Consider the following 22325-nt stretch of genomic DNA (forward strand, 5'->3'; position numbering starts at 1 on the left):
AGCCCGTCATGTCCGATCCGCACCGCCGCGACTACGCCTTCCTCGCCGAAGGAAACCAGGCCGTGACCCATGACGAGCCCATGTGGTCCGGGGCGCTCAGCTTCTGCCGCCGACGCTATGCGCGCGACCTGGCGGGCGTCGACGTGGCGGTGGTGGGCGTGCCCTACGACCAGTCGGTGACCAACCGGCCGGGCGCGCGATTCGGGCCGCGGGGGGTGCGCGCCGCGTCCTCGCAACTGGGCTGGTCGCGGGCCTGGCCCTCGGCCTTCGACCCGTTCGAGCGCATGGCCGTGGTCGACTGGGGCGACGTCCTGATCCCCCATGGCCATCCGGCCGAGGTGCCCGCGGCGATCGAGGCGGCGATGACTTCGATCCTCGACGCCGGCGCGACTCCGCTGGCCATCGGCGGCGACCATTTCACCACCTATCCCAGCATCAAGGCCCATGCGAAACGGCTCGGCCGCCCGGTGGCGCTGGTGCATTTCGATGCGCATTCAGACCTTTGGGATGGCGGCGGGCCGGACTGGATCGACCACGGCACCATGTTCCGCGACGGGATCGCGGGCGGAGAGATCGACGCCGCGCGCTCCATCCAGGTGGGCATCCGCACCACCAATGACGACACGATGGGGGTCGAGACCTATGACGCGATCAAGGTCCATGAGACCGGGATCGCCGCCACCATCGCCGCGATCCGGGCGCGGGTCGGGGACGCGCCGGTCTACCTGACCTTCGACATCGACTGCCTCGACCCGGCCTTCGCGCCGGGCACCGGCACGCCGGTCTGCGGCGGGCTGGCGAGCTGGCAGGCGCTGGGCATCCTGCGCGGGCTGAGCGGGCTGAACCTGGTCGGCATGGACGTGGTGGAGGTGGCGCCGGCCTATGACGTGGGCGAGATCACCGCGCTCGCCGGCGCCACCGTGGCGCTGCAGCTCCTGTGCCTTTACGCCGAGCGCAAGCCGGCGTGATCACACCCCCGGCGACAGGGGTGTGATCACAGGTCATACGGTCACGGAAACCGGCTGGAAGGCGGTGACGTCCACCAATCCCTGATCGGAGATCCGCAGCGCCGGGATCACCACCAGCGCCAGCAGCGAATGCTGCATGAAGGCGTTGTTGAGCGTGCAGCCGCAGGCCCGCATGGCGTCGGCCATGGCGTCGGCTTGGGCGGCGACCTCCTCGGCCGGGGAATCCGACATCAGGCCGGCGACCGGCAGGGGCACCAGGGCCGCCTCCGCCCCGTCCTTCCATACCGCGACGCCGCCGCCGATGTCCTGCAAGCGGTTGGCGGCGGCGGCCATATCCTCGGCCGAGGTGCCCACCACGATCAGGTGGTGGCTGTCATGCGCGACCGTCGAGGCCACCGCGCAGGGCCCCTCATAGCCGAAGCCCGAGACCAGCGCCGTCACCACCCTGCCCTCGCCGCGATGCCGCTCGACCACCGCGATCAGGCAGACGTCGCCCTCCGCCCCCTCGGGCGCGAGACGGCCGTCGCGGACAGGGATCTCCATCTCCAGCGCCTTTGTGGGGGCCTGGTTCTCCACCACCCCGATGACCCGGGCGCGCGTCGCGTTGGCCCCTTCGGGCGCTGTGATCACGAAATCCTCGGCCACGACCTTGCGGCCGACCTTCACGGTGTTCTTGGCCTCCGCCGGATAGACGAAGCCCGGCCGCGGCGCGACCATCGCGCCCTTCTCGGCCACCACCTCGCCCCGCGACACCACCAGCTCCGCCGAGAACCCGGCCAGCGAGGGTGTGATCACGAAATCCGCCCGCCGACCCGGCGCGATGGAGCCGATCTCCCGCTCCATCCCGAAATGGGTGGCGGCGTTCAGCGTCGCCATCTGCAGGGCCGTGATCGGGCGCAGGCCCTGGGCGATCGCATGGCGCAGCACCCGGTCCATATGCCCGTCGCGCACCAGCGTCGCCGCATAGCAGTCGTCGGTGCAGAGCACGAAGTTGCGCGGGTCCGCCCCGCCCTCGGTCACCGCGCGCACCTGCTCGGCGACGTCGTGCCAGGCGGAGCCCAGCCGCAGCATCGCCCGCATCCCCTGCCGCACGCGGGCCAGCGCGTCCTCGGCCCGCGTGCCCTCATGGTCGTCGGCCGGCCCCGCGGCGGCGTAGGCGTGGAAATCGCGCCCCAGGTCGGGCGAGGCGTAGTGCCCGCCGACCGTCTTGCCGGCCCGCATCGCCTCGGCGATCTCGCCGACCATGCGGGCGTCGCCGGCCGCCACGCCGGGGAAATTCATCACCTCGCCCAGACCGACGATATTGGGCCAGGTCATCATCTCGGCGATCTCGTCCGGCCCGAACTCGGCCCCCGCCACCTCCAGTCCGGGGGCGGAGGGCACGCAGGACGGCGCCTGCACGAAAACATTGGTCGGTTGCAGCATGGCCTCGTCATGCATCAGCCGAACGCCCTTCAATCCCAGCACGTTGGCGATCTCATGCGGGTCGATGAACAGCGAGGTCGAGCCATGCGGCGCCACCGCGCGCACGAATTCGGTGACCGTCAGCATCCCCGATTCCACGTGCATATGCGCGTCGATCAGGCCCGGAGACAGCACCCGCCCGGCGGCCTCGATCACCACCGTGTCGGGCCCGATGCAGGGCGAGGCGTCCGGCCCGCAATAGGCGAAGCGCCCGTCGGCGATGGCCAGATCGGTGGCCGGGATCATCTCTCCCGACTGCACATTGGCCCAGGTTCCGCCCCGCACGACCATGTCGGCGGGGGCGCGTCCGGCGGCGACGGCGATCAGGCGGGGGGCGGCGTCGGCCCAGCTTTTCGGGGACATCTCGGGCGCTCCGGGGTTCGAGGAAACCGGCGCGGAGCCTGCCCTGCGGGGCTCCGGCGCGCAAGCGTGGGCGTCAGGCCGGCAGCGGCCCGCCGTCCCACATCTTGCGCGCGGAGACGGCGAGGATCAGCGCGGCGGCGGACATCGCGACGGCGATCCACCAGGCGCCGGCGCCCAGCCAGGGATAGGCGATCGCGGCGGCGCCCGAGGCCACGGCCATCAGGATGCCGGTGCCGAAGGCCTGCATCACCGCCTGCGCCGCGCCGGCCAGCCGGTCTGGCGCGCCGCGGGCGATGAAGGCGATGATCCCCAGATGCGCCGCCGCGAAGGTCAGCGCGTGGCTGGCCTGCAGGACCCACAGGAAGGCGCCCTCCGGATCGAAGGTCATCGCGGCCCAACGCACCACGCCGACGCCGCCGGCCAGCGCGATGGCGCCGGAGGGGCGGAACCGGCGCACCAGCCACGGCCCGAACGCGGCCATCAGCACGACCTCGACCGCGACCCCTGCGGCCCAGAGCATCCCGATGGTCGCCTCCGGCACGCCCAGAGCCCGCCAATGCACGGATCCATATGCGTAAATCACCCCGTGCGAGGCCTGCGCCAGCCCCGCCGCGGCGGTGAAGGTCAGGAACACGCGGCCGGTGACCAGCCGCCGCATTTCGGCGAGCGTCGGCCGCTCGGCGCCCTTGACCTTGCCGCCGCCGGGATGGGTGGCCCCGAGCGCCGCGGCGGCCAGAAGGCACAACACGATGACCCACAGGATCGCGTCCGTCCCGGCGAAGGCCAGCGCCGCGCCCAGCCCGAGATTCATCGCGAGGAAGGCGGCCGAGCCCACCGCCCGCACCGGCGCGTATTCGAACCGGTGAACCCGTGCCGCGGCCCCGGTCAGCGCGTCCGAGATCGGGATCATCGCCGAGAACACGCCCGCCGTCAGCATGGTCAGCGCCAGCAGCGCCAGCTTCGAGCCGACCGCCAGATGCGCGACGAACAGCGCCGCCCCGACCCCCGCGACCAGCCCCAGCGTCAGCCGCCGCGCCTCGCGTCGGTCGGCCAGCACCGGCAGGCCGAGCCCCGCGGCCAGCCGCAACACGATTCCCGCGCCCAGATAGGCCCCGATCTCGCCATCCGACAGGCCCCAGTCGGACAGCCACAGCGGCCAGAACGGCAGATGCGCGCCCAATGCGCCGAACAGCGCGGCGTAGAAGCCGCCGGTACGGATCATGGCGGCGGCGCGGGGTGTGATCACAAACCGAAACTCGCATAGGGGATGAAGCGGACCGGATCGCCCTCGGCCACGTCGGGGCCGGGATCGGGCAGGTCGATCAGCCCCGTGGACCATGCGAGGCCCGAGATCAAGCCCGAGCCCTCGGAGCGGAACGGCTCGGCCCGACCCTCGGCGGAGATGCGGGCGCGCAGGAACTCGCGACGTCCGGGTTTGCGGGTCTTGGCGAAGCCGGCGGGGAGATCGAAGCCCTGGGGCGCCCGCCATCCCGCGCCCGCCAGCGCCAGCAGCGCCGGGCGGGCGAAGATCAGCGCGCAGGTGAAGGCGGCGACCGGGTTGCCCGGCAGGCCGAACACCGCGGCGCCGTTCCATGCGGCCAGCGCCAGCGGCCGTCCCGGCTTCACCGCGATGCGCCATGCGGTCAGCGCGCCGGCCGCGCGCAGGGTGGCGGAGACGTGGTCCTCGTCCCCCGCGCTGGCCCCGCCGGAGGTCAGGATCGCGTCGGCCTCCGCCCCCCCGCGATCCAGCGCGGCGCGCACCGCGCCCGCGTCGTCGCGCGCCCGGCCGAGGTCCACCGGATCGAACCCCCAGGCCCGGATCAGCGCCAGCAGCATGGGTCGGTTGGCGTCGATGGTGGCCTCGGGCGGTCCCGGCGGATCGGCGAGCTCGTCCCCGGTGGAGAGCACCGCCACCCGCAGCCGCCGGCGCACGGGAACGCGGTCCAGCCCCCCCGCCGCCAGCAGCGCCAGGTCCTGCGGGCGCAGGACATGGCCCGCGGGCAGAAGCGGGGCGCCGGCGGCGAAGTCCTCGCCCCTGGCGCGCGTGTTGGCCCCGCGCTTCAGGCCGGGGCGGAGCCGCAATTCACCCCCGGCCAGCCCGATATCCTCTTGCAATACAACGGTATCCGTCCTAGCGGGAAGCGCGGCGCCGGTCAGGATGCGCACGCCCTCGCCGGGGCCGGCCTGGCCCTGGAACGCCGCGCCGGCGGCCGCGCGGCCGGGGATCAGCCGCAGACGCTCGGGGTCCGCTCCGGTCAGCGAGGCATGGGCGAAGGCGTAGCCGTCCACCGCCGAATTCGCCGCCGGAGGGTTGGGCCGGCCCGCCGCGACCGGCGCCGCCAGCACGCGGCCCGCGCCCTGGGTCAGCGGAACCGTCTCCGCCCCCGTCACCACCGCGCAGCGTTCGCGCAGCAGGTCCAGCGCCCGGTCCACCGCCAGCCAGTCCACTCCCGGCGGCAACGCGAAGCAGTCGTTGCGCAGGGCCGGCGGATCGGCGGGAGGGGGCGGCGCGTTCATCCGATCCCCAGCTCGTCCAGGATGAAATCGGCGATGGAGGGCACGTCGTTGAGGTCCAGCACCGGCCGGTCCGTGATCACATCCGCATCCGCCGCCACCGCCCGCACCGTCGGGTCGCCCGGAGCCATCAGCTCCCGCCCCAGGCCGGGGCGATGCACCTCCACCTTGGGCTGAGGGCCGCGCTTCCATCCTTCCGTGATCACAAGATCCGCGGGGGCCATCTGCGCCAGCAGTTCGTCCAGCGAGGGCTCGGGCGCCCCGCGCAGCTCGCGCATCAGCGCCCAGCGGGTTCCGGACGCGATCAGCACCTCGCGCGCCCCGGCCTCGCGGTGGCGATAGCTGTCCGCCCCCTCCCGGTCCAGGTCGAAGCCGTGATGCGCGTGCTTGAGGGTCGATACCGCCAGCCCGCGGCCGGAAATCTCCGCCACCAGCCGCTCCACCAGCGTGGTCTTGCCGGCGTTCTTCCAGCCGGTGATCCCCCAGACCGGCGAGCGGCTCATCGCCCCGCCTCCTCCGCCGTCGGCCCGGGGGCGAGATGCGCGGCCCACAGGCGCTCGGCCTCGGCCAGGTCCTCGGGGGCGTTGACGTTGAAGAAAGGGTCGAAGGGCTCGGCCTCGAACATCGCCTCGGCGCAGCCATGCCGCGCGGTCCATTCCACCACCCGCCGCATCCCGCCGGCCAGGCAGGCGCGCAGATCCTCGCGCAGGCCCGCGTCCCAGAGCCCGAAGGTCGGATGCCGCGCGGTCCCGAGCCGGGGATCCGGGGTCACGGCCATGGCCAGCGGGGTCCCCGCCGCCTCCGCCGCGTCGATCAGCCGGGGCACGAGGTCGCGCGGGAAGAAGGGCGTGTCCCAGGCCACGGTGACGATCCCGCGCGCCCCGCGCTCCGCCGCCCAGTCCAGGCCGGCCAGCACGCCGGCCAGCGGTCCGGGCCGGTCGGGGGCGGCATCGGGGATCACCTCCAGCCCCCAGGCCGAGAACCGCGCCCGCGGCCCGTTGGCGTTCAGCGCGAAGGCGGGGACCTGAGGGGACAGGCGGGCGAGCGCATGGGCGAGCAGCGGCTGGCGGCCCACCATCTCCAGCCCCTTGTCGCCTCCGCCCATGCGGCGGGATTCGCCTCCGGCGAGGATCACCCCGTAAATGTCGGTCAGCATCGCGTCTCCTTCGCGCGGCGCGCCGGTCGCCCATGTCGAGGGCGAACCCTGGAAAGGGGGTCCGGCGGCGCGCCGTTTTCGCCGGGCATCATCGGCGCCCTCGCCGCCAACGCAACGCCCGGCGCCCGGAATTCGCGTCGCCGCCCGCCCCGGCGCCGCCGGGCGCCCCGGGCGACAGGCCGCGCGGGCGCCCGGGCGCGGTTCGCGAGCGGGTGGTCGCGCGGCCCTCGGGGTCAGGCCTCGGCGCCTCGCCCGCCCTTGCGCCCGGACCGTCGCGGCTCGTCCGCCACGCCGGCCGGATCGGCGTCGCGCAGCAGCCGCGCTTCTCCCGACAGGCACAGGAACCGCCGCCCGCGCAGCCGTCCGACCAGGGTCAGCCCCACCTGCCGCGCGATCTCCACCCCCCAGGCCGTGAACCCGGAGCGCGAGGCCAGCGCCGGCGCCCCGATCAGCGCGCATTTGATCACCATCTCCGAGGTCAGCCGCCCGGTGGTGTAGATCAGCTTGTCCGACGCGTCCTCGCCCCGCAGCCGCAGCCAGCCGGCGATCTTGTCCACCGCGTTGTGGCGGCCGACATCCTCCATGTAGACCAGCGGCTCGGCCCCCCTGCACAGCACCGTGCCGTGGATCGCGCCGGCCTCCAGGTAGAGGCTGGGCATCTGGTTGATGGCCTTCGACAGGGCGTAGAGATCCGAGGTCCGCACCTCCAGCTCCGGCAGGACCAGGCCGTCCAACCCCTCCATCATGTCGCCGAAAACCGTGCCCACCGCGCAGCCCGAGGTGCGGGTGCGCCGCGCCAGCTTGTCCTCGTAGTCGGTTTCGCGCGCGGTGCGGACCACGACCACTTCCAGGTCGTCGTCATGCTCCACGGCCGTGATCACATCGTCCGGGCGCAGCATCCCCTGGTTGGCGAGATAGCCGACCGCCAGGCATTCCGGGTGGTCGCCGATGGTCATCACCGTCACGATCTCGCGGCCGTTGAGCCAGAGCGTCAGGGGACGTTCCTCGATCACCCGCGTCGCGCGAGGGGCGCCGGTTTCGTCGAACCCCTCGACCTCGCGGGTCAGGCCGGGCGCGTGCGGGTCGGGGAGGATGCGGGCGGGCGGGCGAAGCATCGCCGGCGCTGGGGTCATGGGTCACAATCCGTGATTTGCGCGGAGAGGCGGGATAGGTAAGCTTTGCTGATGAAAGATCTCCCCCCCGACCCGAGCATGAGCGCGGCCGAGCCGGTCCGCAACCCGTCCGCATCGCCGTTCCGCGGGGACGGCGAATTCCTGCGCGGCTTCCGCTCCGGCGCGCTGGCGGGCATCCCCTTCATGGTGGTGGTGTGGCCCTTCGGCCTGCTGTTCGGGGTGGTGGCGACGGCGGCCGGCATGGACCTGACCGGGATCATGGTGCTGACCAGCTTCGTGATCGCGGGCGCGTCGCAATTCGTGCTGATCGAGCTGATTTCCGACGGCGCGCCGGTCATCGTGGCGATCCTGGCGGCGCTGGCGGTGAATCTGCGGCTGGCGATGTATTCCGCGTCGCTCGCGCCCTACTTCACCGGGACGTCGAGCTGGGTGCGGGCGATCGCGGGCTATTTCGTGGTCGACCAGGTCTATGGGCTGGCGCTGCGGCGCTACCAGGACCGGCCGGAGGAAAGCCGGGCCCGACGCATCGGCTATTATTTCGGGTCCGGCGCCCCGATCCTGCCGAGCTGGATCGCGGGCACGGCCGTGGGCGCGTTGGCGGGCTCGGCGATTCCGGCGAGCCTGCCGATCGACTTCGCGCCGCCGCTGACCTTCTTCGCGCTGGCCGCGCCGATGATCCGGGGCGTGCCGAATCTCTGCGCGGCGGCGGTGGCGGTGACGGCGGCGCTGCTGCTGGCGGAGTTGCCGTGGTCGCTTGGGCTGCTGGCCGCCTCGGGACTGGGCATGGGGACCGGCGCGGCGGTCGAGATCGCGCTGGCCCGGCGGGCGGCGGCGCGTGCGGACGCGGGGGGGGCGGCGCGATGACCGGGATTTCGGACGTCACCGCCTGGGCGGCGATCATCACGCTGGGCTTCGGCACCTATTTCGTGCGCGCGTCCTTCCTGCTGCTGGCGGGCGGGCGCGAGTTTCCGACCTGGGCGATGCGCCTGCTGCGCTATGTGCCGGTGACGGTGCTGCCGGCGCTGGCCGCGCCGATGGCGATGTGGCCCCGCGCGCTGGAGGGGGAGACCGATCCCGCCCGAATCGCCGGCGCCGCGGTCACGATCGCGGTGGGCATCCTCACCCGGTCCCTGCTGGGCGCCATCGTCGCGGGGCTGGCGACTTTCCTGGCCCTCGGCGCGCTGTTCTGAGCGCGCCGAGGGGCTGCGGGCCGCTCAGACGGGCCGATTCTTCAGCAGGTCGCGGATCTCGCCCAGCAACTGGATGTCGGCGGGAGGGGCGGCCGGGGCGTCCTCGGCCGGCGGCTCGGTCGGCGGTTCGACGCTGCGGCGCAGGGTGTTGACGCCGCGCACGACGAAGAAAAGCACCCAGGCGACGATCACGAAAGCGATGATGGCGTTGATGAAAACGCCGTAGGTGACGACGGCGAGCCCGGCCTCCTTCGCCTCGGCCAGGTTGGTGATCTCCTCGCCCGAGAGGTTGATGTAGAGGCCGGAGAAATCGACCCCTCCGGTGAACAGGCCGATGATCGGGTTGACGATGTCGTCGACGAAGCTTTTCACGATGGTGGTGAAGGCGGCGCCGATGACGATGCCGACGCCCATGTCGACGACATTGCCCTTTACGGCGAATTCCTTGAATTCCTTGAACACTGGAACGTCCTTTCAGAGGCTGCGCGTCCTGAGGCTAGCACCTCGGCGCAGGGCCGGACAATTCGATTCAGGGACTTACGCTTCAAGGACTGAGGGGGGAGCGGGCGCCCGACCGGCCCGCCTGCGGGTCCGTGGCGCCGCGCCCGCGTCGCGACCCGGGCGCGGGCGGCGAGGTGTCCGGCGGCGAGGGGCCGCGACGGACCCGCCGTCAGGCCGGGTCGCCGAGGGCGGCCGCGGCTTCCTCCGGGGTCGGCGCCCAGTTCTGGCCGGCGGCCAGCAGGCAGGCCAGGCCGTTGGGCGTGGACAGAAGGATGGTCCAGGACCCGGTGTCGCCGGAGGCGTAGACCTCCACCACCGCGGAGCCGCGCTGCAGGCCGTAGCCGCGCCGGGTTTCGCCGTATTTCTCCGCGAGGCGGGAGACGACCTTGCCCCGGTCCCCGCACATCGAGCCGCCGGGAGCGCCCTGCGTCGGCATGGGCTCCGGCCGGCCGGCGGGGCGGCCGGGCTCCTGCGCCGAAAGCGGCGCGGGGGCGGCGAGGGCGCCGGCCATGCAGGCCGCGCCCACAAGAGCCGAGAGCAGCCGACGCGCGCCGCCGCGCAGGGCGGGGGCGGCATGAGACGCCCGAAGGGGGCGCGGGGTCCGGGGGTCCGGGCGGGCATTGGTCACGCGTTCCATGGCATCACCTCAAAGGGCAGGCGCCGGGCGCCGCCGGGACCCGGACCCGCCGAGCCGCCGGCCGAACCTGCCGGGCGCAGGATCTCGGGTCGGCGGATCGGCCGCGAAAGGGCGGGTTCGGCCCCCCCGACAGCCGCGAAGCGCCGCCCGGGAGCCGGTCCCGCCCATTGCGGCGGCGAGCATCAGGATGAACGCGAGGAGCGAAAATAGAGTTAACGCCGTCCTGCCCCCCTGGCCGCCCCTCTCGCCGTCCCGCCCCCCATCCCCTCAAAGGCCGCCGCGGCGCGCAATCATCGGTCTCTTGATCGCTGCGACGTGGCATGAACTTGCGCGGCCGTCCCCCGCAGGCTACCCAGCGGAAAACCTGCGCAAGCCCCCCCGAGAACCCGTCGACACCGGAGATCCCCATGACCGAGGCCGCCCGCCCCCGCCGTTCCGTTCTCTACATGCCGGGCGCCAAGGCCCGCGCCATCGAGAAGTCGCGCGGCCTGCCGGCCGACGCCCTGATCCTCGACCTCGAGGACGCCGTGGGCCCGACGGAGAAGGAGCTGGCCCGCGATCTCGTGGTCGGCGCGCTGAAGGAAGGCGGCTTCGGGCTGCGTGAGATCATCGTGCGGGTCAACGGGCTCGACACCGAATGGGGCGAGGCCGACATCCGCGCCGCCGCGGCGGCCGCCCCCGACGCGATCCTCGTGCCCAAGGTCGGCTCCGCCGCCGACCTGCACGCGGTGGAAAAGCTGATGGACGAGGCCGGCGCCCCCGCCACGACCCGGATCTGGGCGATGATGGAGACCCCGATCGGCATCCTCAACGCCCGTGAGATCGCCGAGGCCACCCCGCGGCTCGCCTGTTTCGTGATGGGCACCAACGACCTGGTGAAGGAGCTCGAGGCCGCGCATACGGACGCCCGGACCGAGGTGATGACCTCGCTCGGCATGTGCCTGCTGGTGGCGCGGGCCTTCGGGCTGGCGATCCTCGACGGGGTCTACAACGCCTACCAGGACGCGGACGGCAACCGCGCCGCCTGCGCGCTGGGCAAGTCCATGGGCTTCGACGGCAAGACCCTGATCCACCCCGCGCAGCTGGAGATCGCGAACGAGGAGTTCGGCCCCTCCGAAGACGCCATCGCGCTCGCCAGGCGCCAGGTCGCGGCCTTCGAGGAGACGCGCGCCAAGGGCGAGGCGGTGGCGGTCGTGGACGGCCGCATCGTCGAGAACCTGCATGTCGAGGTCGCGCAGAAGCTGCTCGCCCAGGCCGAGGCCATCGCGAAGATGCGGGAGGCGGGCTGAGGCCGGCTCCGGGTCCGGCCCGCGCCGCGGCCGGACCCGCGAACACCCGGCCCGGCCCGGCTTCGCCCCGCGAAATCGGCCGGAAACGGCCGGATCGGGCGCCTTCCCTAGGGTCCGTCTTGCTCCCGATCTTACGCATGTTACCTATAACGTAACCGCCATAGGGAACCCGCGCCGACCGTCGCCGACGGCCACGGCAACGGCGCGCGGAAAGACGTCAGGGAGGACGCCGAATGTTAGGATCGATGCAGGATTATCCGCTGCGCGTTTCCACCGTTATCGACCACGCCGCCAAATATCACGGCAAGCGCCCGGTGCGCGGCCGTTCGGCGGAAGGTCCGATCGTGGAATCGAACTGGGAGACGGTGCACGCCAAGGCGAAGAAGTGCGCCCAGGCGCTGGCCCGCCTGGGCTATGGCCGCGGCGACGCCATCGGCGTGATGGCCTGGAACACCGTGCGGCACATGGAGGTCTGGTACGGGGTCTCCGGCTGCGGCGCGATCCTGCACACGCTCAACCCCAGGCTGTTCGCCGAGCAGCTCGACTACATCATCAATCACGCCGACGACAAGGTCATCATGGTCGACGCCGACCTGGTGAAGCTGATGGAGGCGCTGGCCCCGCGTCTGCCCAAGGTCGAGAAATGGGTGATCCTCACCGACCGCGCCCACATGCCCGAAACCACCCTTCCCAACCCCATCTGCTATGAGGAGATGGTGGCCGAGGAGGACGGCGATTTCGAGTGGGTCACGGGCCCCGAGACCGACCCCTGCGGCCTCTGCTACACGTCGGGCACCACGGGCAATCCCAAGGGCGTGCTCTATTCCCACCGCTCCAACGTGCTGCACGCGCTGACGGCGCTGCAGCCGGACTGCCTCGGCGGCTCGTCCAACGACGTGATCCTGCCGGTGGTGCCGCTGTTCCATGCCAATGGCTGGGGGCTGGCCTATGTCTCGGCCATGTCCGGCGCGTCGCTGGTCATGCCGGGGCGCGACATGTCCGCGGCCGGGCTCTACGAGATGCTGGAGCAGGGGGTGACCGCCACCGCCGCGGTGCCCACGATCTGGCTGGGGATGCTGCAGTATCTTCGGGCCAACAACCTGAAGTTCTCCACCCTCAACAAGGTGATCATCGGCGGCTCGTCCTGCCCGCGCGCGGTGATCGAGGCGTTCCAGAACGACTACGGCGCCCGGGTGATCCACGCCTGGGGGATGACCGAGACGTCGCCGCTCGGCTCCGTCTGCACCTTCAAGCCCGAGGTCATGGCGCTGGACGAGGCCGGCAAGCTGGACATCCAGACCTCTGTCGGCCACCCGCCCTACGGCGTCGATCTGCGCATCACCGACGACGCGGAGAACGAGCTGCCCTGGGACGGCAAGCAGCAGGGCAAGCTGTGGATCCGCGGCTTCGGCGTGGTGAAGCGCTACCACAACAAGGACGAGGACGCCGCGCTTCCCGGGTCCCAGTGGTTCGACACCGGCGACGTGGCCACCATGGACCCCAACGCCTATGTGCGGATCACCGACCGCTCCAAGGACGTGATCAAGTCGGGGGGCGAGTGGATCAGCTCCATCGACCTGGAGAACGCCGCCGTCGCGCATCCGCTGGTGGCCGAGGCCGCGGCGATCGGGGTGGCGCATCCCAAATGGGACGAGCGTCCGATCCTGGTGATCGTGCCCGTCGGCGACGAGAAGCCGCCGAAGGAGGAGATCCTCGCCCTCGTCGCCGAGCATTTCGCCAAGTGGCAGGTGCCTGACGACGTGATCTTCATGGACGAGCTGCCGCATACCGCGACCGGCAAGATCTCCAAGCTGGAACTGCGCAAGAAACTCGAAGGCATCGGCTACCACCACCCCGAGGCGGCCTGACCGATTCGCCTCCTCCCCCCGGGCCTTCGGGTCCGGGGGGGACCGCCCTTGAGCGCCTTCGCGGGCGATTGCCCCAGAATGGGCCGCCCGCGTTATTGTGAGCTTTGTCACAAGTCCTTGACGCCACGGCGTTTCCGGCTGGCGGAGCGCGGCTTCGCGCTGTGGCGGGCCGCGGGCGCCGTCGCGGCGCCTCTTCGCGCCCGGTTAATATTCTTTACCGGAAGGGGAAGTGATACGTTTCCGGATCGGTGCGTGCGGACCTTCCCGCGCGGGGCGTAGGGATTCACATGGCGCGTAAACGGACGAGGAAGGACCCGGAGCCGATCGCCGATCTGTTCGGCGACGTGGTTCAGGACCGTCCGTCGTTCCTCTATTCGCTGGACGAGGGCGCAGGCGACGCGCCGATGTCGCTCAACCACGCCCAGGCGCATCCGCCGCCGCCCGCCAACAAAAACGCCGATGCGGCGGACGCGGCCGGAAAGCCGCCGGCGGCCGAGCGCGACGCCGCCTCCGCGCCCCGGCCCGAAGAGGGCGCGCGCAAGCGGCTCTCCCCCTTCGGACGCAGCCCGGCGGAGACCGGTCCGCGGACCGAGCCCGACCTGTCCGCAGCTCCGGCGCCGCGGCCCGCGCCACAGGCGCCGCCGCCCGGGTCGCCCAACGCCATCCCCAGCCCCGCCGCCCGCGCCGCCCAGGCGGCCCGCGCGGAGGAGAACGACGTCGTCGCCACCATCCGCGGCGACGACGCGTTCTCCCACGCCGCGATCCAGCACGCCGAGCGCCTGCGCCGCGCCCGCGCAGCCCGGGCCGCGGCGGAATCCGGGCTCTCCGCGCTCCCGCGTGAGGCGCTGCCGGAATACAAGGACGACAAGGGGCTGCTCTCGGCGGTCACGGTCACTCACGGCGCGATCTCCGTGCTGACGCTGGGGCTCTACCGGTTCTGGATGAAGACCCAGACCCGCCGCATTCTCTGGGCGCATACCGAGGTCGACGGCGCCCGGCTTGAATACACCGGCCGCGGGTCGGAGCTGTTCGTCGGCTTCGCCATCGCCATGGCCTGCCTCGCGGTGGTGTTCGGGGCCGTGGGGTTCGGCGGCGCCTTCCTCGGCCTGTCGCTGCTGGGCGGCGGCGCCGCGGGGATCGGCGGCTGGGCGATGACGGCGGGGGTCGCTCTGCTGCTGCTGTCGCCGCTGATGCAATACGCGGCCTTCCGCGGGCGGCGTTACCGGCTGGCGCGCACGCGGTGGAAGAACATCCGCTTCGGCATGGAGGGCTCGGGCTGGTCGGTGGCCGGCCTGTGGCTGGTCTGGGCGCCGGTGGTGGCGGCCACGGCGGGGCTGGCCTGGCCCATCTGGCGCTGGATGCGCGAAGCGCGGATGTCGCGCGCCATGCGCTGGGGCGACGCCGCGTTCGAATTCCACGGCCGGCCCTGGCCGCTGCTGGTCAACTGGCTGCCGTTCTGGACGCTGGCCGGCGGGATCGCGGCGGTGGCGGCCTCGTCCGAACTGCGCGAGCTCCTGAGGCTCGACGACCCCGCGGCGCTGCTGCTGGCCTACGGGCCGCTGGCCATCGTGGCGACCGCGCTGCTGCTGGTGCTGGGGCTGGCGCTGGCCTGGGCGAACTACCGCGCCGCAGAGACGCGGCTGTTCATGAACGCCCGCAGCCTGGCCGGCGCCCGCATCCGCTGCACCTTCTCCATGTGGCACATCGTGGACGCCTACATGGCGGTCTCGCGCCGCAATTTCTGGCCGGGACTCGCCGTCTACGTGATGATCTTCGCGGTGACCTCGATCCCCATGGTCGCCGCCTCGCGCGTCGAGATGGAGAACCCCGCGGCGGGGAGCATCATGGAGCAGGTGGACCTCAAGGGGCTGGAGGAGCTGCGCGCCGACCATCTGCTGAGCCTCGATCTCACGGCCTTTCCGGCGTTGCAGGGGCCGGCGCTGAACGCGGTGGCGGACAGCCTGTTCGAGGGCTTCCACACCTGGCGCGCGCAGGGGCTGGCGATGATGGCCATGGCCACCGACTATTTCCTGTCGGCGACCTTCATGCTGTGGCTGTGGACCTATGTCTTCGTGCGGCGACGGCATGAGCATCTGTGCGACTCGATCACCGTTCAGGACGTCAACCGGCTGGAGCCGGTGCGCCAGCGCGCGGCCGATCGCGAGGCGGCGGGCGAAGGGCTGGACGACGCCTTCGACCTCGGCCTGTTCTGACGCCGCGGCGCCCGTTTCCCCCCGTTCCCCCCCCGTTCCCCCCCCGCTTTCCACCCCGACCCGCGGCGTCCCGCCCGCCGGAAGCCTGCGCCGCAGGGCTCGTCCCCGCCCGGCGGATCGCCTATGTAGGGCCGGCCCGCGCCCGGGAAGACGGCCCCGCCAGGGGGCCGCGCCGGGGCGGTCAGGACGAGGACCCATGGCCAAAGGCTCCGGCGGCAGACGAATGGGCGGCGTGCGCGGCACGGCGCTTGAGCGCTATGCGCTGCTGGAATCGGTGGGCGACTACCATGACGGGATCCGCGGCCAGCCGCAGGAGGTCGTGGTCCGCTTCGGCGAACAGTCACTGACCCTGATGAGCTTCGACGACATGCCGGTGGCGCATTGGGCGCTGGCCAGCCTGCGCCGGATCTCGCAGGCCGCCGCCGACGCGCCGGGCGACCTGATGGTGCTGACCCCGGACCCCGACCGGCTCGAAGACGCGGACGAGCGGCTGGTGATCCGCGACCCCCAGATGATCGAGGCGATCGAGGCGGTGTGCGAGGATCTCGACCGCCGTCCCTCGCCCGCCCGCGGGGCCTTGCGCATGACGCTCTGGGGCGGCGGCGCGCTGGCGGCGGCCGCCGCGGCGCTGTTCTGGCTGGCCCCGATGGCGGCCGAGCGGATGGCGCCCCTGATCCCGGCGGAGCAGGAGCGCGCGCTGGGCGAGGCCGCCCGCGACCAGGCCGTGCGCGTCATGTTCCCCAGGGGGGCCCGCCGCTGCGACGCGCCCGAGGGCGTGGCGGCGCTGAACGCGATGATCGCCCGGCTGTCCTCCGCGGCGAACCTGCATGTGCCGATCAACGCGGCGGTCTATCGCTCGGACCAGGTCAACGCCTTCGCGGCGCCGGGGGGCTACGTTCTGGTGCTCTCGGCGCTGCTGGAGCAGGCCTCGGGACCGGATGAGGTGGCGGCGGTGCTGGCCCATGAGCTCGGCCATGTGGCGCTGCGTCACCAGTTGCGCGACATGCTGCGCGGGGCGGGCTCGACGGCGCTGATCGGGATGATGTTCGGCGACGTGGCGGGAGGCTCGGCGGCGACTCGGCTGGCCGGGGCGCTGGTCGACGCCGGCTATTCCCAGGAGGCCGAGCGCGAGGCCGATGTCTACGCGCAGGAGCTTCTGGCCCGGGCCGGCCTGCCCGCCTCGGCGCTGGCGGGGTTCTTCGAGCGGCTCTCCGCCGGGCCCGGCGCGCGGCCCGAGGGGCTGGCCCGGCATTTCGCCTCGCATCCCGACATGGATGAGCGCATCGCCGACGCCCGCGCCGCCGACGTGACCGCGGGCGCGCCCTACCGGCCGGCGCTGGAAGACGCGCAATGGCTGGCCCTGCGCGAGATCTGCGAGGACTGACCCCCGATCCGCCCCGCGCCGGGCGCCGCGTCGAGGGCCCGCGGGCGGAGACGTTCCGCCCGCGGCGCTCGGAGACCGGGCGCCCGGCGGCGCGGGGAGACTTGGCGCCCGGCGGCGCAGGGAGACCTGGCGCCCGGCCGCGGGCGAAGGCGGGGCGGCATGCGCCGCGGGGCGTTCAGACCCTGCGGAACGCGGTGTCGGGGGTCAGGGCGCCGTCATGCGCGGCGCGTCCCTCCTCCACCAGCCCGATCAGCACGGAGAACACGTTGCGCGCCGCCGCGGGCAGCAGGCGGGGGTCGACCTCGGTGTAGATGGCGGCGGCGAGCTCCGCCGGGGTGGCCCCCGTCTCCGTCTTCAGGGCGTCGAGGATCTGGGCGACGCGCTGCTCCCGATGGGCGATGAGATGGGCGATCATCGCCTCGGGGTCCTGGATCGGGTGGCCATGGCCCGGATAGAACACGCGGTCCCCCCGCCCCTGCAGCTTCCGCAGGCTGGCCATGTAGGCGGCCATGTCCCCGTCCGGGGGCGAGACGATGGAGGTCGACCAGCCCATCACGTGATCGCCCGAGAGCACCGCGCCCGGGGCCATGCCGTCCGCCTCGATGGCGAAGGCCAGGTGGTTGGAAATGTGGCCCGGCGTGTGGATCGCGGTCATCGCCCAGCCCGGCCCCTCCAGCCGCTGGCCGTCGGCGAGCAGGTTGTCGGGCCTGAAGGTCCGGTCCCCGCCCTCGCCCCCGCCGAACTGCGCGCCCGAAGCGGCGAGATCGGTCATCCGCCGCGACATCCCCGCGCCATGCGGGCCGAAGCCGTAGGTCGGGGCGCCGGTGCGGGCCAGCAGGGGGGCCACGCCCGGGGAATGGTCGATATGGGTGTGGGTGAGGACGATGGCATGGACGTTCTCGCCGGGGGCGAGGGCGCCGAGCACGGCTTCGAGGTGGTCCTCGTCGACCGGGCCGGGGTCGATCACGGCGACCTGGCCCTCGCCGAGGATATAGGTCTGGGTGCCGGTGAAGGTCATCGGGCCGGGATTGGGGCAGGTGATCCGGCGCAGGCCGGGCTCCAGCCTGACCGCCTCGCCATGGGTCACGGCGGGGTCGCGGTTGAACGGGTCGGCGGCCATCGGGCATCTCCTCGCGGTTTCGTGGCCCGGATGCGCAGGGGAGCGCGCGCGGTGGGGGGCGCGGGTCGGGCGCCCAATGTGTCACGCGTCGGGGCGTGGGGAGGCAAGGGGTTTTCGGGCCGGCGCGCGGAAGACGGGGCTGCGACGGATCCGGCCGGCGCGGCGCGTCCGGCCTGCGGCCGTCCCGCCGGACGCGCGGGGTCCGGGCCGCGCCAGGGGGCGCCCGGCGCCGTGGCCGCGGCGCTGATCGCTGGCCGGCGACCAGGCCGAACCCGTTCCGCCGCAACGATTCAGCCCCGACATGCGCCGCCCTGAACCGCTTCCCACGCGTCCCGCCAGCGCGGACCTCCGATGCCGCGCCCCCGTCTCCACCGGCGCCCCCCGCCGCCCGCGCCCCCGCCTCAACGCCGCGCGGGCGCCGACCTTCCCACCCGCGCGACCGCCGCCGCGCGGCTTCCGCCGCATTTCCCCCTTGGCGCCCGCCCCGCCAGGCCGCAGCCTGCGCCCATGGCCAAACCCTACAAGAAATACCTCCCCCGCTCGCTCTTCGGCCGCGCCCTGCTGATCCTGCTGGCTCCGATCATCCTCCTTCAGGGCGTCGTCGCCGGCCTGTTCATCCAGCGCCACTACGCCGGCGTCACCGAGCAGATGACCGGCGCCGTGGCGCTGGAGCTCAACTACGCCGTCGCCGCCGTCGACGAGGCCCCCGACATCGAGACCGCCCGCGCCGGGCTCGAACGCCTCGCCCGTCCGCTGGGCCTGACGCTGGCGCTCGACGCCGGCCGCGCCGTCTCGCCCGAGCGGATGCGGCGCTTCTACGACGTCTCCGGCAACGCGCTCGCCGACACGCTGCGGGCCAACATCCCCCGCCCCATGGCCATCGACCTGCTGCGCTACGACCGCGACGTCGAGGTGAAGATCCAGACCGACAAGGGCGTGATGCGCGCCCTGATCCCGCGCAAGCGCACGATCGCGTCCAACCCGCATATCCTGCTGGTCTGGATGGTCGCCACCGCCATGCTGCTGGCCGTGGTCGCGGTGATCTTCCTGCGCAACCAGGTGCGCCCGATCCGCCAGCTCGCCACCGCGGCGGAGGAGTTCGGCCGCGGCCGCTCCGCCCCGTTCCGCCCCGCCGGGGCCGAGGAGATCCGCCGCGCCGGCGCCGCCTTTCTCGACATGCGCCGCCGGGTCGAGCGCGCGATGGAGCAGCGCGCCAACATGCTCTACGGCGTTTCCCACGATCTGCGCACGCCGCTGACCCGGATGAAGCTGGCGCTGGCTTTCATGGAGGACCAGCCCGAGGCCGAGGAGCTCAAGCGCGACGTGGACGAGATGGAGCGGATGCTCGCCGCCTTTCTCGACTACGCCCGCGGCGGGGCCGGGGAGCAGTCGGGCGAGGCCGACCCCATGGCGCTGATGGAGGCCGCCGCCGAGGCCGCGCGGCGCGGGGGCGGCGAGGTCGAGATCCGGCTCGCCTCCGACAGCCTCCCCCCCGCGCCCGTGACCCTGCGCGAGGGCGCGGTGCGGCGGGCGCTGGGCAACCTGCTGGAGAACGCCTGCCGCTATGGCGACCACGCCGAGGCGACGCTGCGGATGGGGCGGCTTTACGTGGAATGGGCGGTGGAGGATGACGGGCCCGGCATCCCCGATGACCGTCGCGAGGCCGCGTTCCGCCCCTTCACCCGGCTGGATGCGGCCCGCAACCAGGACAAGGGCGGCGGGGTCGGGCTGGGGCTGGCCATCGCCCAGGACATCGCGCGGGCCCATGGCGGCGCCATCACGCTGGAGAGGTCCGAGCGCATGGGAGGCCTGCGCGCGGTGCTGCGCCTGCCGCGATAGGGCCGCGGGGCGCCTCCGGGATGAGCGCGGGGTGAAGAACTTCGTGACGTTACGATGACGGTTTGATGAAGATTGACCCCGGCGCCCGCCGGCGGCGGCGCGGCGTGCGGTCCTTCACTTGTGCGCGCATTCCGCTGGCCCCTACGGTTTCCCCAACGCACTCAATCCGGAAGACGTCATGGAAGACGCGGCGCGTTCGCAAACAAACGATGCGGGGACGCGCCTCGCCCCGACCTCCGACGCCGCCGGTCCCGCCCTTGCCGGCGCGGATGCGCAGCGCCCCGCGGCCGGGGAAAGCGCGTCCGCAGACAGGGGTGTTCCGCAACCCGCGGCCCCGCGCGGAGGCCACGCTACCCCCGGCCCCGAACCCACCCGCGGCGCTCCCGGCGCGCCCGGCGGTCCGCTCCCGGTCGCCCGCCGCGCCGCGCGCGACGTGACCGCGGGCCTCGCGCTCGCCCTCGTCGCCATCGCCTATTCGCTGTCCTTCGGGGCGCTGGTCTTCTCCGGGCCCCTGGCGGCGCAGGCGCAGGCGGGGGTGATCGGGGCGGTGCTGTCGGCGGGGGTCGGCTGCCTCGCCTTCGCGCTGCTCTCCTCCTTTCCCCGCGCGGTGGGCGGGCCGGACACGCCGGTCGTGGCGGTGGTCGCGGCGCTGACCGCCGGAATGGCGGGGGCCGGCGCCGCGGGGGGCGCGGCCGACCCGGAGCAGGCGCTCGCCAATGTGGCCGCGGCGCTGATCGCGGCCTGCCTGGTCACGGCGCTGACGCTGGGGGCGGTCGGGGCATGGCGGCTGGCGGGATGGCTGCGCTTCGTGCCGTTCCCGGTGGTCACCGGCTTCCTGGCCGGGTCCGGCGGCTTCCTCGCGCTGGCCGGCCTGTCGCTCGCCGCGGGGAGCGACCGAGCGACCCTGGTCGCCGGCGCGCTGGACGGGCGCCTCCCGGCCCCGGCGCTGGCGGCGCTGGCCTTCGCGCTGGCCCTCGCCATCCTGCGCCGCGCCACGGGGGCCACCATGGCGGCCCCGCTCTGCGTCATCGCCGCGACGCTGGTCGTGGGCGTCGCCGCCGCGCGCGGCCTGCTCCCGGCCGAGACCCTGCGCGCCGGCGGCTGGCTGCCGCCCCTGCCGGGAGAGGCGGGGCTCGCCCTGCCGATCCTCGCGCTCGCGACCCACGCGCCCGACGCCGGCGTCCTGCTCGCCGCCGCGCCCGAGATCCTGTCCGTCGCCCTCGTCGCCGCCATGGCCCTGATGCTCAACGCCGCGGGGCTGGAGGCGCATGCCGCCGCCCGGCTCGACCTGGACCGGGAATTCCTCGCCTCTTCCCTCGCCTCCGCCGGCGCCATGCTCGTCGCCGGGCTGCCCTCGAACCTGTCGCTCAACCGTTCCGCCCTGAACGTGGAGATGGGGGCGGGCGGGCGCGCCTCGGCGGCGCTGGCGGGGGCGGCGTGCATCGGCTTCGCGCTGGCCGGGCCGGCCTCCGCCGCCTGGGTGCCGATGCCGGTGCTGGGCGGCATGGCGCTTTACATGGGCGCGGGGATGCTGCGGCGCTGGCTGGGGCGGTCGGCGGGCCGGATGACCGGGTTCGAATACGCCCTCGCGCTGGCCATCTTCGCGCTGATCCTGCGCTACGGCTACCTGGAGGGGGTGGCCATGGGCGTGGTCATCTCCTGCATCAGCTTCGCCCTGGCCTGCGCCCGCGCCCCCGCCGTGCGCCAGCGCCTGACCCGCGCCGACTACGCCAGCTTCGTCGACCGCTCCGCCGGGGACGAAGCCGCCCTGCGCGCCGCCGGCGGGCGCATCCGCATCTTCCGCCTGCAGGGCTTCCTGTTCTTCGGCGTCGCCGCCCGCATCGCCGAGGAGGCCCGCGCCGCCGCCGAGGCCGAGGCGCTCGCCGCCCCCGGCGCCGCCTCTCCCGGTCATTCGGTGGTGCTGGATTTCCACGCCGTCACCGGCGTCGATTCCACCGCCCGCGCCAGCCTGGAGCGGCTGCGCGACCAGCTGGCCGAAACCGGAACCGCGCTGGCGCTGACCGGACTGGACCCGTCGGGACGCCGGGCGCGGGCGCTGGGAGTCGGCGCGGGGCTCGACGGGTTGGGCGACGTCAGCATCTTCGCCACGCTCGAACAGGGGCTGGAGGCCTGCGAGGACCGGCTGCTCGCGGCGCTGGGCGGGGCTTCGGCGCCGCCGCCCGACATCGAAACCTGGCTGGAGGAGGAACTCGCCGGCGCCCCCGGGCTGGACATCCCCGCCCGCGAGCCCGGGCCCGGCGCCCGCCCCCTGCGGCCGGCCGAGGCCGCCGCCCGCATCGCCGCCGTCCTGCGCCGCCGCGATCTCGCCGCGGGGGAGGTGCTGTGCCGACAGGGAGAGCCGCCGGATTCGCTCTTTTTCATCGTCGGCGGTCGGGTCTCGATCTTTCTGGAGGCGCCGGGCGGACCGTCGATGCGCCTGCGCTCGGCGCTGGGCGGCACGGTGATCGGGGAGATCGGGTTCTTCACCGGCGCGGCGCGCTCGGCCTCGGTCATCGCCGACCGGGCGACGGAGGTGCGGGCCCTGGACGCCGCCGCCTTCGCCCGGCTGAAGGCCGGGGACCCCGCCGCGGCCATGGCGCTGGAGGAGCTGGTGATCCGCATCCTCGCCGACCGCCTGACCTTCGCCAACCGCGAGGTGGCCGCCCTGCAATAGCCCCCCGCGGCC

The 22325-nt window shown here is 73.4% G+C and carries 18 protein-coding genes; 9 read left to right on the forward strand and 9 right to left on the reverse strand.

Going from position 1 to position 22325, the window contains the following annotated elements:
• Positions 1-8: 8 nt before the first annotated feature.
• Positions 9-968, forward strand: a complete 960-nt coding sequence (gene speB / locus BLV24_RS11455) for an agmatinase (RefSeq protein ID WP_092681779.1) — start codon at positions 9-11, stop codon at positions 966-968.
• Positions 969-1001: 33 nt separating this feature from the next.
• On the opposite strand, the gene ade is transcribed toward speB, so the two are convergent.
• The 6 genes from ade to BLV24_RS11485 all read right to left on the reverse strand — a co-directional run bounded on the left by ade (position 1002) and on the right by BLV24_RS11485 (position 7598).
• Positions 1002-2795, reverse strand: coding sequence for an adenine deaminase (gene ade, locus BLV24_RS11460; protein WP_092681781.1), 1794 nt, complete (start codon positions 2793-2795; stop codon positions 1002-1004).
• A 73-nt stretch (positions 2796-2868) separates the two neighbouring features.
• A complete protein-coding gene (locus tag BLV24_RS11465) occupies positions 2869-4017 on the reverse strand; it encodes an MFS transporter (RefSeq protein ID WP_176954712.1) in 1149 nt (382 codons plus the stop codon).
• 20 nt (positions 4018-4037) lie between these two features.
• Positions 4038-5312, reverse strand: a complete 1275-nt coding sequence (locus BLV24_RS11470) for a molybdopterin-binding protein (RefSeq protein ID WP_092681785.1) — start codon at positions 5310-5312, stop codon at positions 4038-4040.
• Positions 5309-5812, reverse strand: coding sequence for a molybdopterin-guanine dinucleotide biosynthesis protein B (gene mobB, locus BLV24_RS11475; RefSeq protein ID WP_092681787.1), 504 nt, complete (start codon positions 5810-5812; stop codon positions 5309-5311). Before mobB ends, BLV24_RS11470 begins: the two co-directional genes overlap by 4 nt.
• A complete protein-coding gene (gene mobA / locus BLV24_RS11480) occupies positions 5809-6465 on the reverse strand; it encodes a molybdenum cofactor guanylyltransferase MobA (RefSeq protein WP_092681789.1) in 657 nt (218 codons plus the stop codon). Before mobA ends, mobB begins: the two co-directional genes overlap by 4 nt.
• A 233-nt stretch (positions 6466-6698) precedes the next feature.
• A complete protein-coding gene (locus BLV24_RS11485; protein WP_092681791.1) occupies positions 6699-7598 on the reverse strand; it encodes a formate dehydrogenase accessory sulfurtransferase FdhD in 900 nt (299 codons plus the stop codon).
• Between the two features lie 51 nt (positions 7599-7649).
• Between BLV24_RS11485 and BLV24_RS11490 the strand changes: the two genes are divergently transcribed.
• Complete coding sequence (locus BLV24_RS11490) at positions 7650-8462, forward strand: AzlC family ABC transporter permease (protein ID WP_245710519.1); 813 nt, start codon at positions 7650-7652, stop codon at positions 8460-8462.
• Positions 8459-8788, forward strand: a complete 330-nt coding sequence (locus tag BLV24_RS11495) for a branched-chain amino acid transport AzlD family protein (protein WP_092681793.1) — start codon at positions 8459-8461, stop codon at positions 8786-8788. Before BLV24_RS11490 ends, BLV24_RS11495 begins: the two co-directional genes overlap by 4 nt.
• Before the next feature lie 24 nt (positions 8789-8812).
• Here BLV24_RS11495 and mscL read toward each other — a convergent pair whose 3' ends face one another.
• Both mscL and BLV24_RS11505 read right to left on the reverse strand, forming a co-directional pair.
• Positions 8813-9250 (reverse strand): large conductance mechanosensitive channel protein MscL, encoded by a 438-nt coding sequence (gene mscL, locus BLV24_RS11500; protein ID WP_092681795.1) that lies wholly within the window; start codon positions 9248-9250, stop codon positions 8813-8815.
• Between the two features lie 208 nt (positions 9251-9458).
• The gene (locus BLV24_RS11505; RefSeq protein WP_245710521.1) at positions 9459-9926 is read right to left on the reverse strand and encodes a hypothetical protein; all 468 of its coding nucleotides are present in this window, start codon (positions 9924-9926) and stop codon (positions 9459-9461) included.
• A gap of 407 nt (positions 9927-10333) precedes the next feature.
• Between BLV24_RS11505 and BLV24_RS11510 the strand changes: the two genes are divergently transcribed.
• The 4 genes from BLV24_RS11510 (at position 10334) to BLV24_RS11525 (ending at position 16680) form a co-directional block, all read left to right on the forward strand.
• Entirely contained in the window at positions 10334-11215 is an 882-nt protein-coding gene (locus BLV24_RS11510; RefSeq protein ID WP_092681797.1) for an HpcH/HpaI aldolase/citrate lyase family protein, read from the forward strand.
• A 233-nt stretch (positions 11216-11448) separates the two neighbouring features.
• Entirely contained in the window at positions 11449-13083 is a 1635-nt protein-coding gene (locus tag BLV24_RS11515; protein WP_092681799.1) for a long-chain-fatty-acid--CoA ligase, read from the forward strand.
• Positions 13084-13370: 287 nt separating this feature from the next.
• Entirely contained in the window at positions 13371-15296 is a 1926-nt protein-coding gene (locus BLV24_RS11520) for a DUF898 family protein (protein WP_143040297.1), read from the forward strand.
• Between the two features lie 196 nt (positions 15297-15492).
• Complete coding sequence (locus tag BLV24_RS11525; protein ID WP_143040298.1) at positions 15493-16680, forward strand: M48 family metallopeptidase; 1188 nt, start codon at positions 15493-15495, stop codon at positions 16678-16680.
• A gap of 175 nt (positions 16681-16855) precedes the next feature.
• Here BLV24_RS11525 and BLV24_RS11530 read toward each other — a convergent pair whose 3' ends face one another.
• On the reverse strand, positions 16856-17800 hold the full coding sequence (locus BLV24_RS11530) for an MBL fold metallo-hydrolase (protein WP_092681803.1): 945 nt from the start codon (positions 17798-17800) through the stop codon (positions 16856-16858).
• A 507-nt stretch (positions 17801-18307) separates the two neighbouring features.
• Between BLV24_RS11530 and BLV24_RS11535 the strand changes: the two genes are divergently transcribed.
• Both BLV24_RS11535 and BLV24_RS11540 read left to right on the forward strand, forming a co-directional pair.
• Positions 18308-19639, forward strand: coding sequence for an ATP-binding protein (locus tag BLV24_RS11535; RefSeq protein WP_092681805.1), 1332 nt, complete (start codon positions 18308-18310; stop codon positions 19637-19639).
• A gap of 433 nt (positions 19640-20072) precedes the next feature.
• The gene (locus tag BLV24_RS11540; protein ID WP_176954713.1) at positions 20073-22313 is read left to right on the forward strand and encodes a cyclic nucleotide-binding domain-containing protein; all 2241 of its coding nucleotides are present in this window, start codon (positions 20073-20075) and stop codon (positions 22311-22313) included.
• Positions 22314-22325 lie beyond the last annotated feature (12 nt).

The organism is Albimonas donghaensis (genome assembly GCF_900106695.1).
Lineage (GTDB): Bacteria > Pseudomonadota > Alphaproteobacteria > Rhodobacterales > Rhodobacteraceae > Albimonas > Albimonas donghaensis.

Bases quoted from the DNA above. Each gene is read 5' to 3' on its own strand.
- BLV24_RS11530 (WP_092681803.1), bottom strand. From the start codon at position 17,800: ATGGCCGCCGACCCGTTCAACCGCGACCCCGCCGTGACCCATGGCGAG.
- BLV24_RS11510 (WP_092681797.1), top strand. From the start codon at position 10,334: ATGACCGAGGCCGCCCGCCCCCGCCGTTCCGTTCTCTACATGCCGGGC.
- BLV24_RS11525 (WP_143040298.1), top strand. From the start codon at position 15,493: ATGGCCAAAGGCTCCGGCGGCAGACGAATGGGCGGCGTGCGCGGCACG.
- ade (WP_092681781.1), bottom strand. From the start codon at position 2,795: ATGTCCCCGAAAAGCTGGGCCGACGCCGCCCCCCGCCTGATCGCCGTC.
- BLV24_RS11465 (WP_176954712.1), bottom strand. From the start codon at position 4,017: ATGATCCGTACCGGCGGCTTCTACGCCGCGCTGTTCGGCGCATTGGGC.
- BLV24_RS11470 (WP_092681785.1), bottom strand. From the start codon at position 5,312: ATGAACGCGCCGCCCCCTCCCGCCGATCCGCCGGCCCTGCGCAACGAC.
- BLV24_RS11490 (WP_245710519.1), top strand. From the start codon at position 7,650: ATGAAAGATCTCCCCCCCGACCCGAGCATGAGCGCGGCCGAGCCGGTC.
- BLV24_RS11520 (WP_143040297.1), top strand. From the start codon at position 13,371: ATGGCGCGTAAACGGACGAGGAAGGACCCGGAGCCGATCGCCGATCTG.
- BLV24_RS11505 (WP_245710521.1), bottom strand. From the start codon at position 9,926: ATGGAACGCGTGACCAATGCCCGCCCGGACCCCCGGACCCCGCGCCCC.
- mobB (WP_092681787.1), bottom strand. From the start codon at position 5,812: ATGAGCCGCTCGCCGGTCTGGGGGATCACCGGCTGGAAGAACGCCGGC.
- speB (WP_092681779.1), top strand. From the start codon at position 9: ATGTCCGATCCGCACCGCCGCGACTACGCCTTCCTCGCCGAAGGAAAC.
- BLV24_RS11535 (WP_092681805.1), top strand. From the start codon at position 18,308: ATGGCCAAACCCTACAAGAAATACCTCCCCCGCTCGCTCTTCGGCCGC.
- BLV24_RS11515 (WP_092681799.1), top strand. From the start codon at position 11,449: ATGTTAGGATCGATGCAGGATTATCCGCTGCGCGTTTCCACCGTTATC.
- BLV24_RS11495 (WP_092681793.1), top strand. From the start codon at position 8,459: ATGACCGGGATTTCGGACGTCACCGCCTGGGCGGCGATCATCACGCTG.
- mobA (WP_092681789.1), bottom strand. From the start codon at position 6,465: ATGCTGACCGACATTTACGGGGTGATCCTCGCCGGAGGCGAATCCCGC.
- BLV24_RS11485 (WP_092681791.1), bottom strand. From the start codon at position 7,598: ATGACCCCAGCGCCGGCGATGCTTCGCCCGCCCGCCCGCATCCTCCCC.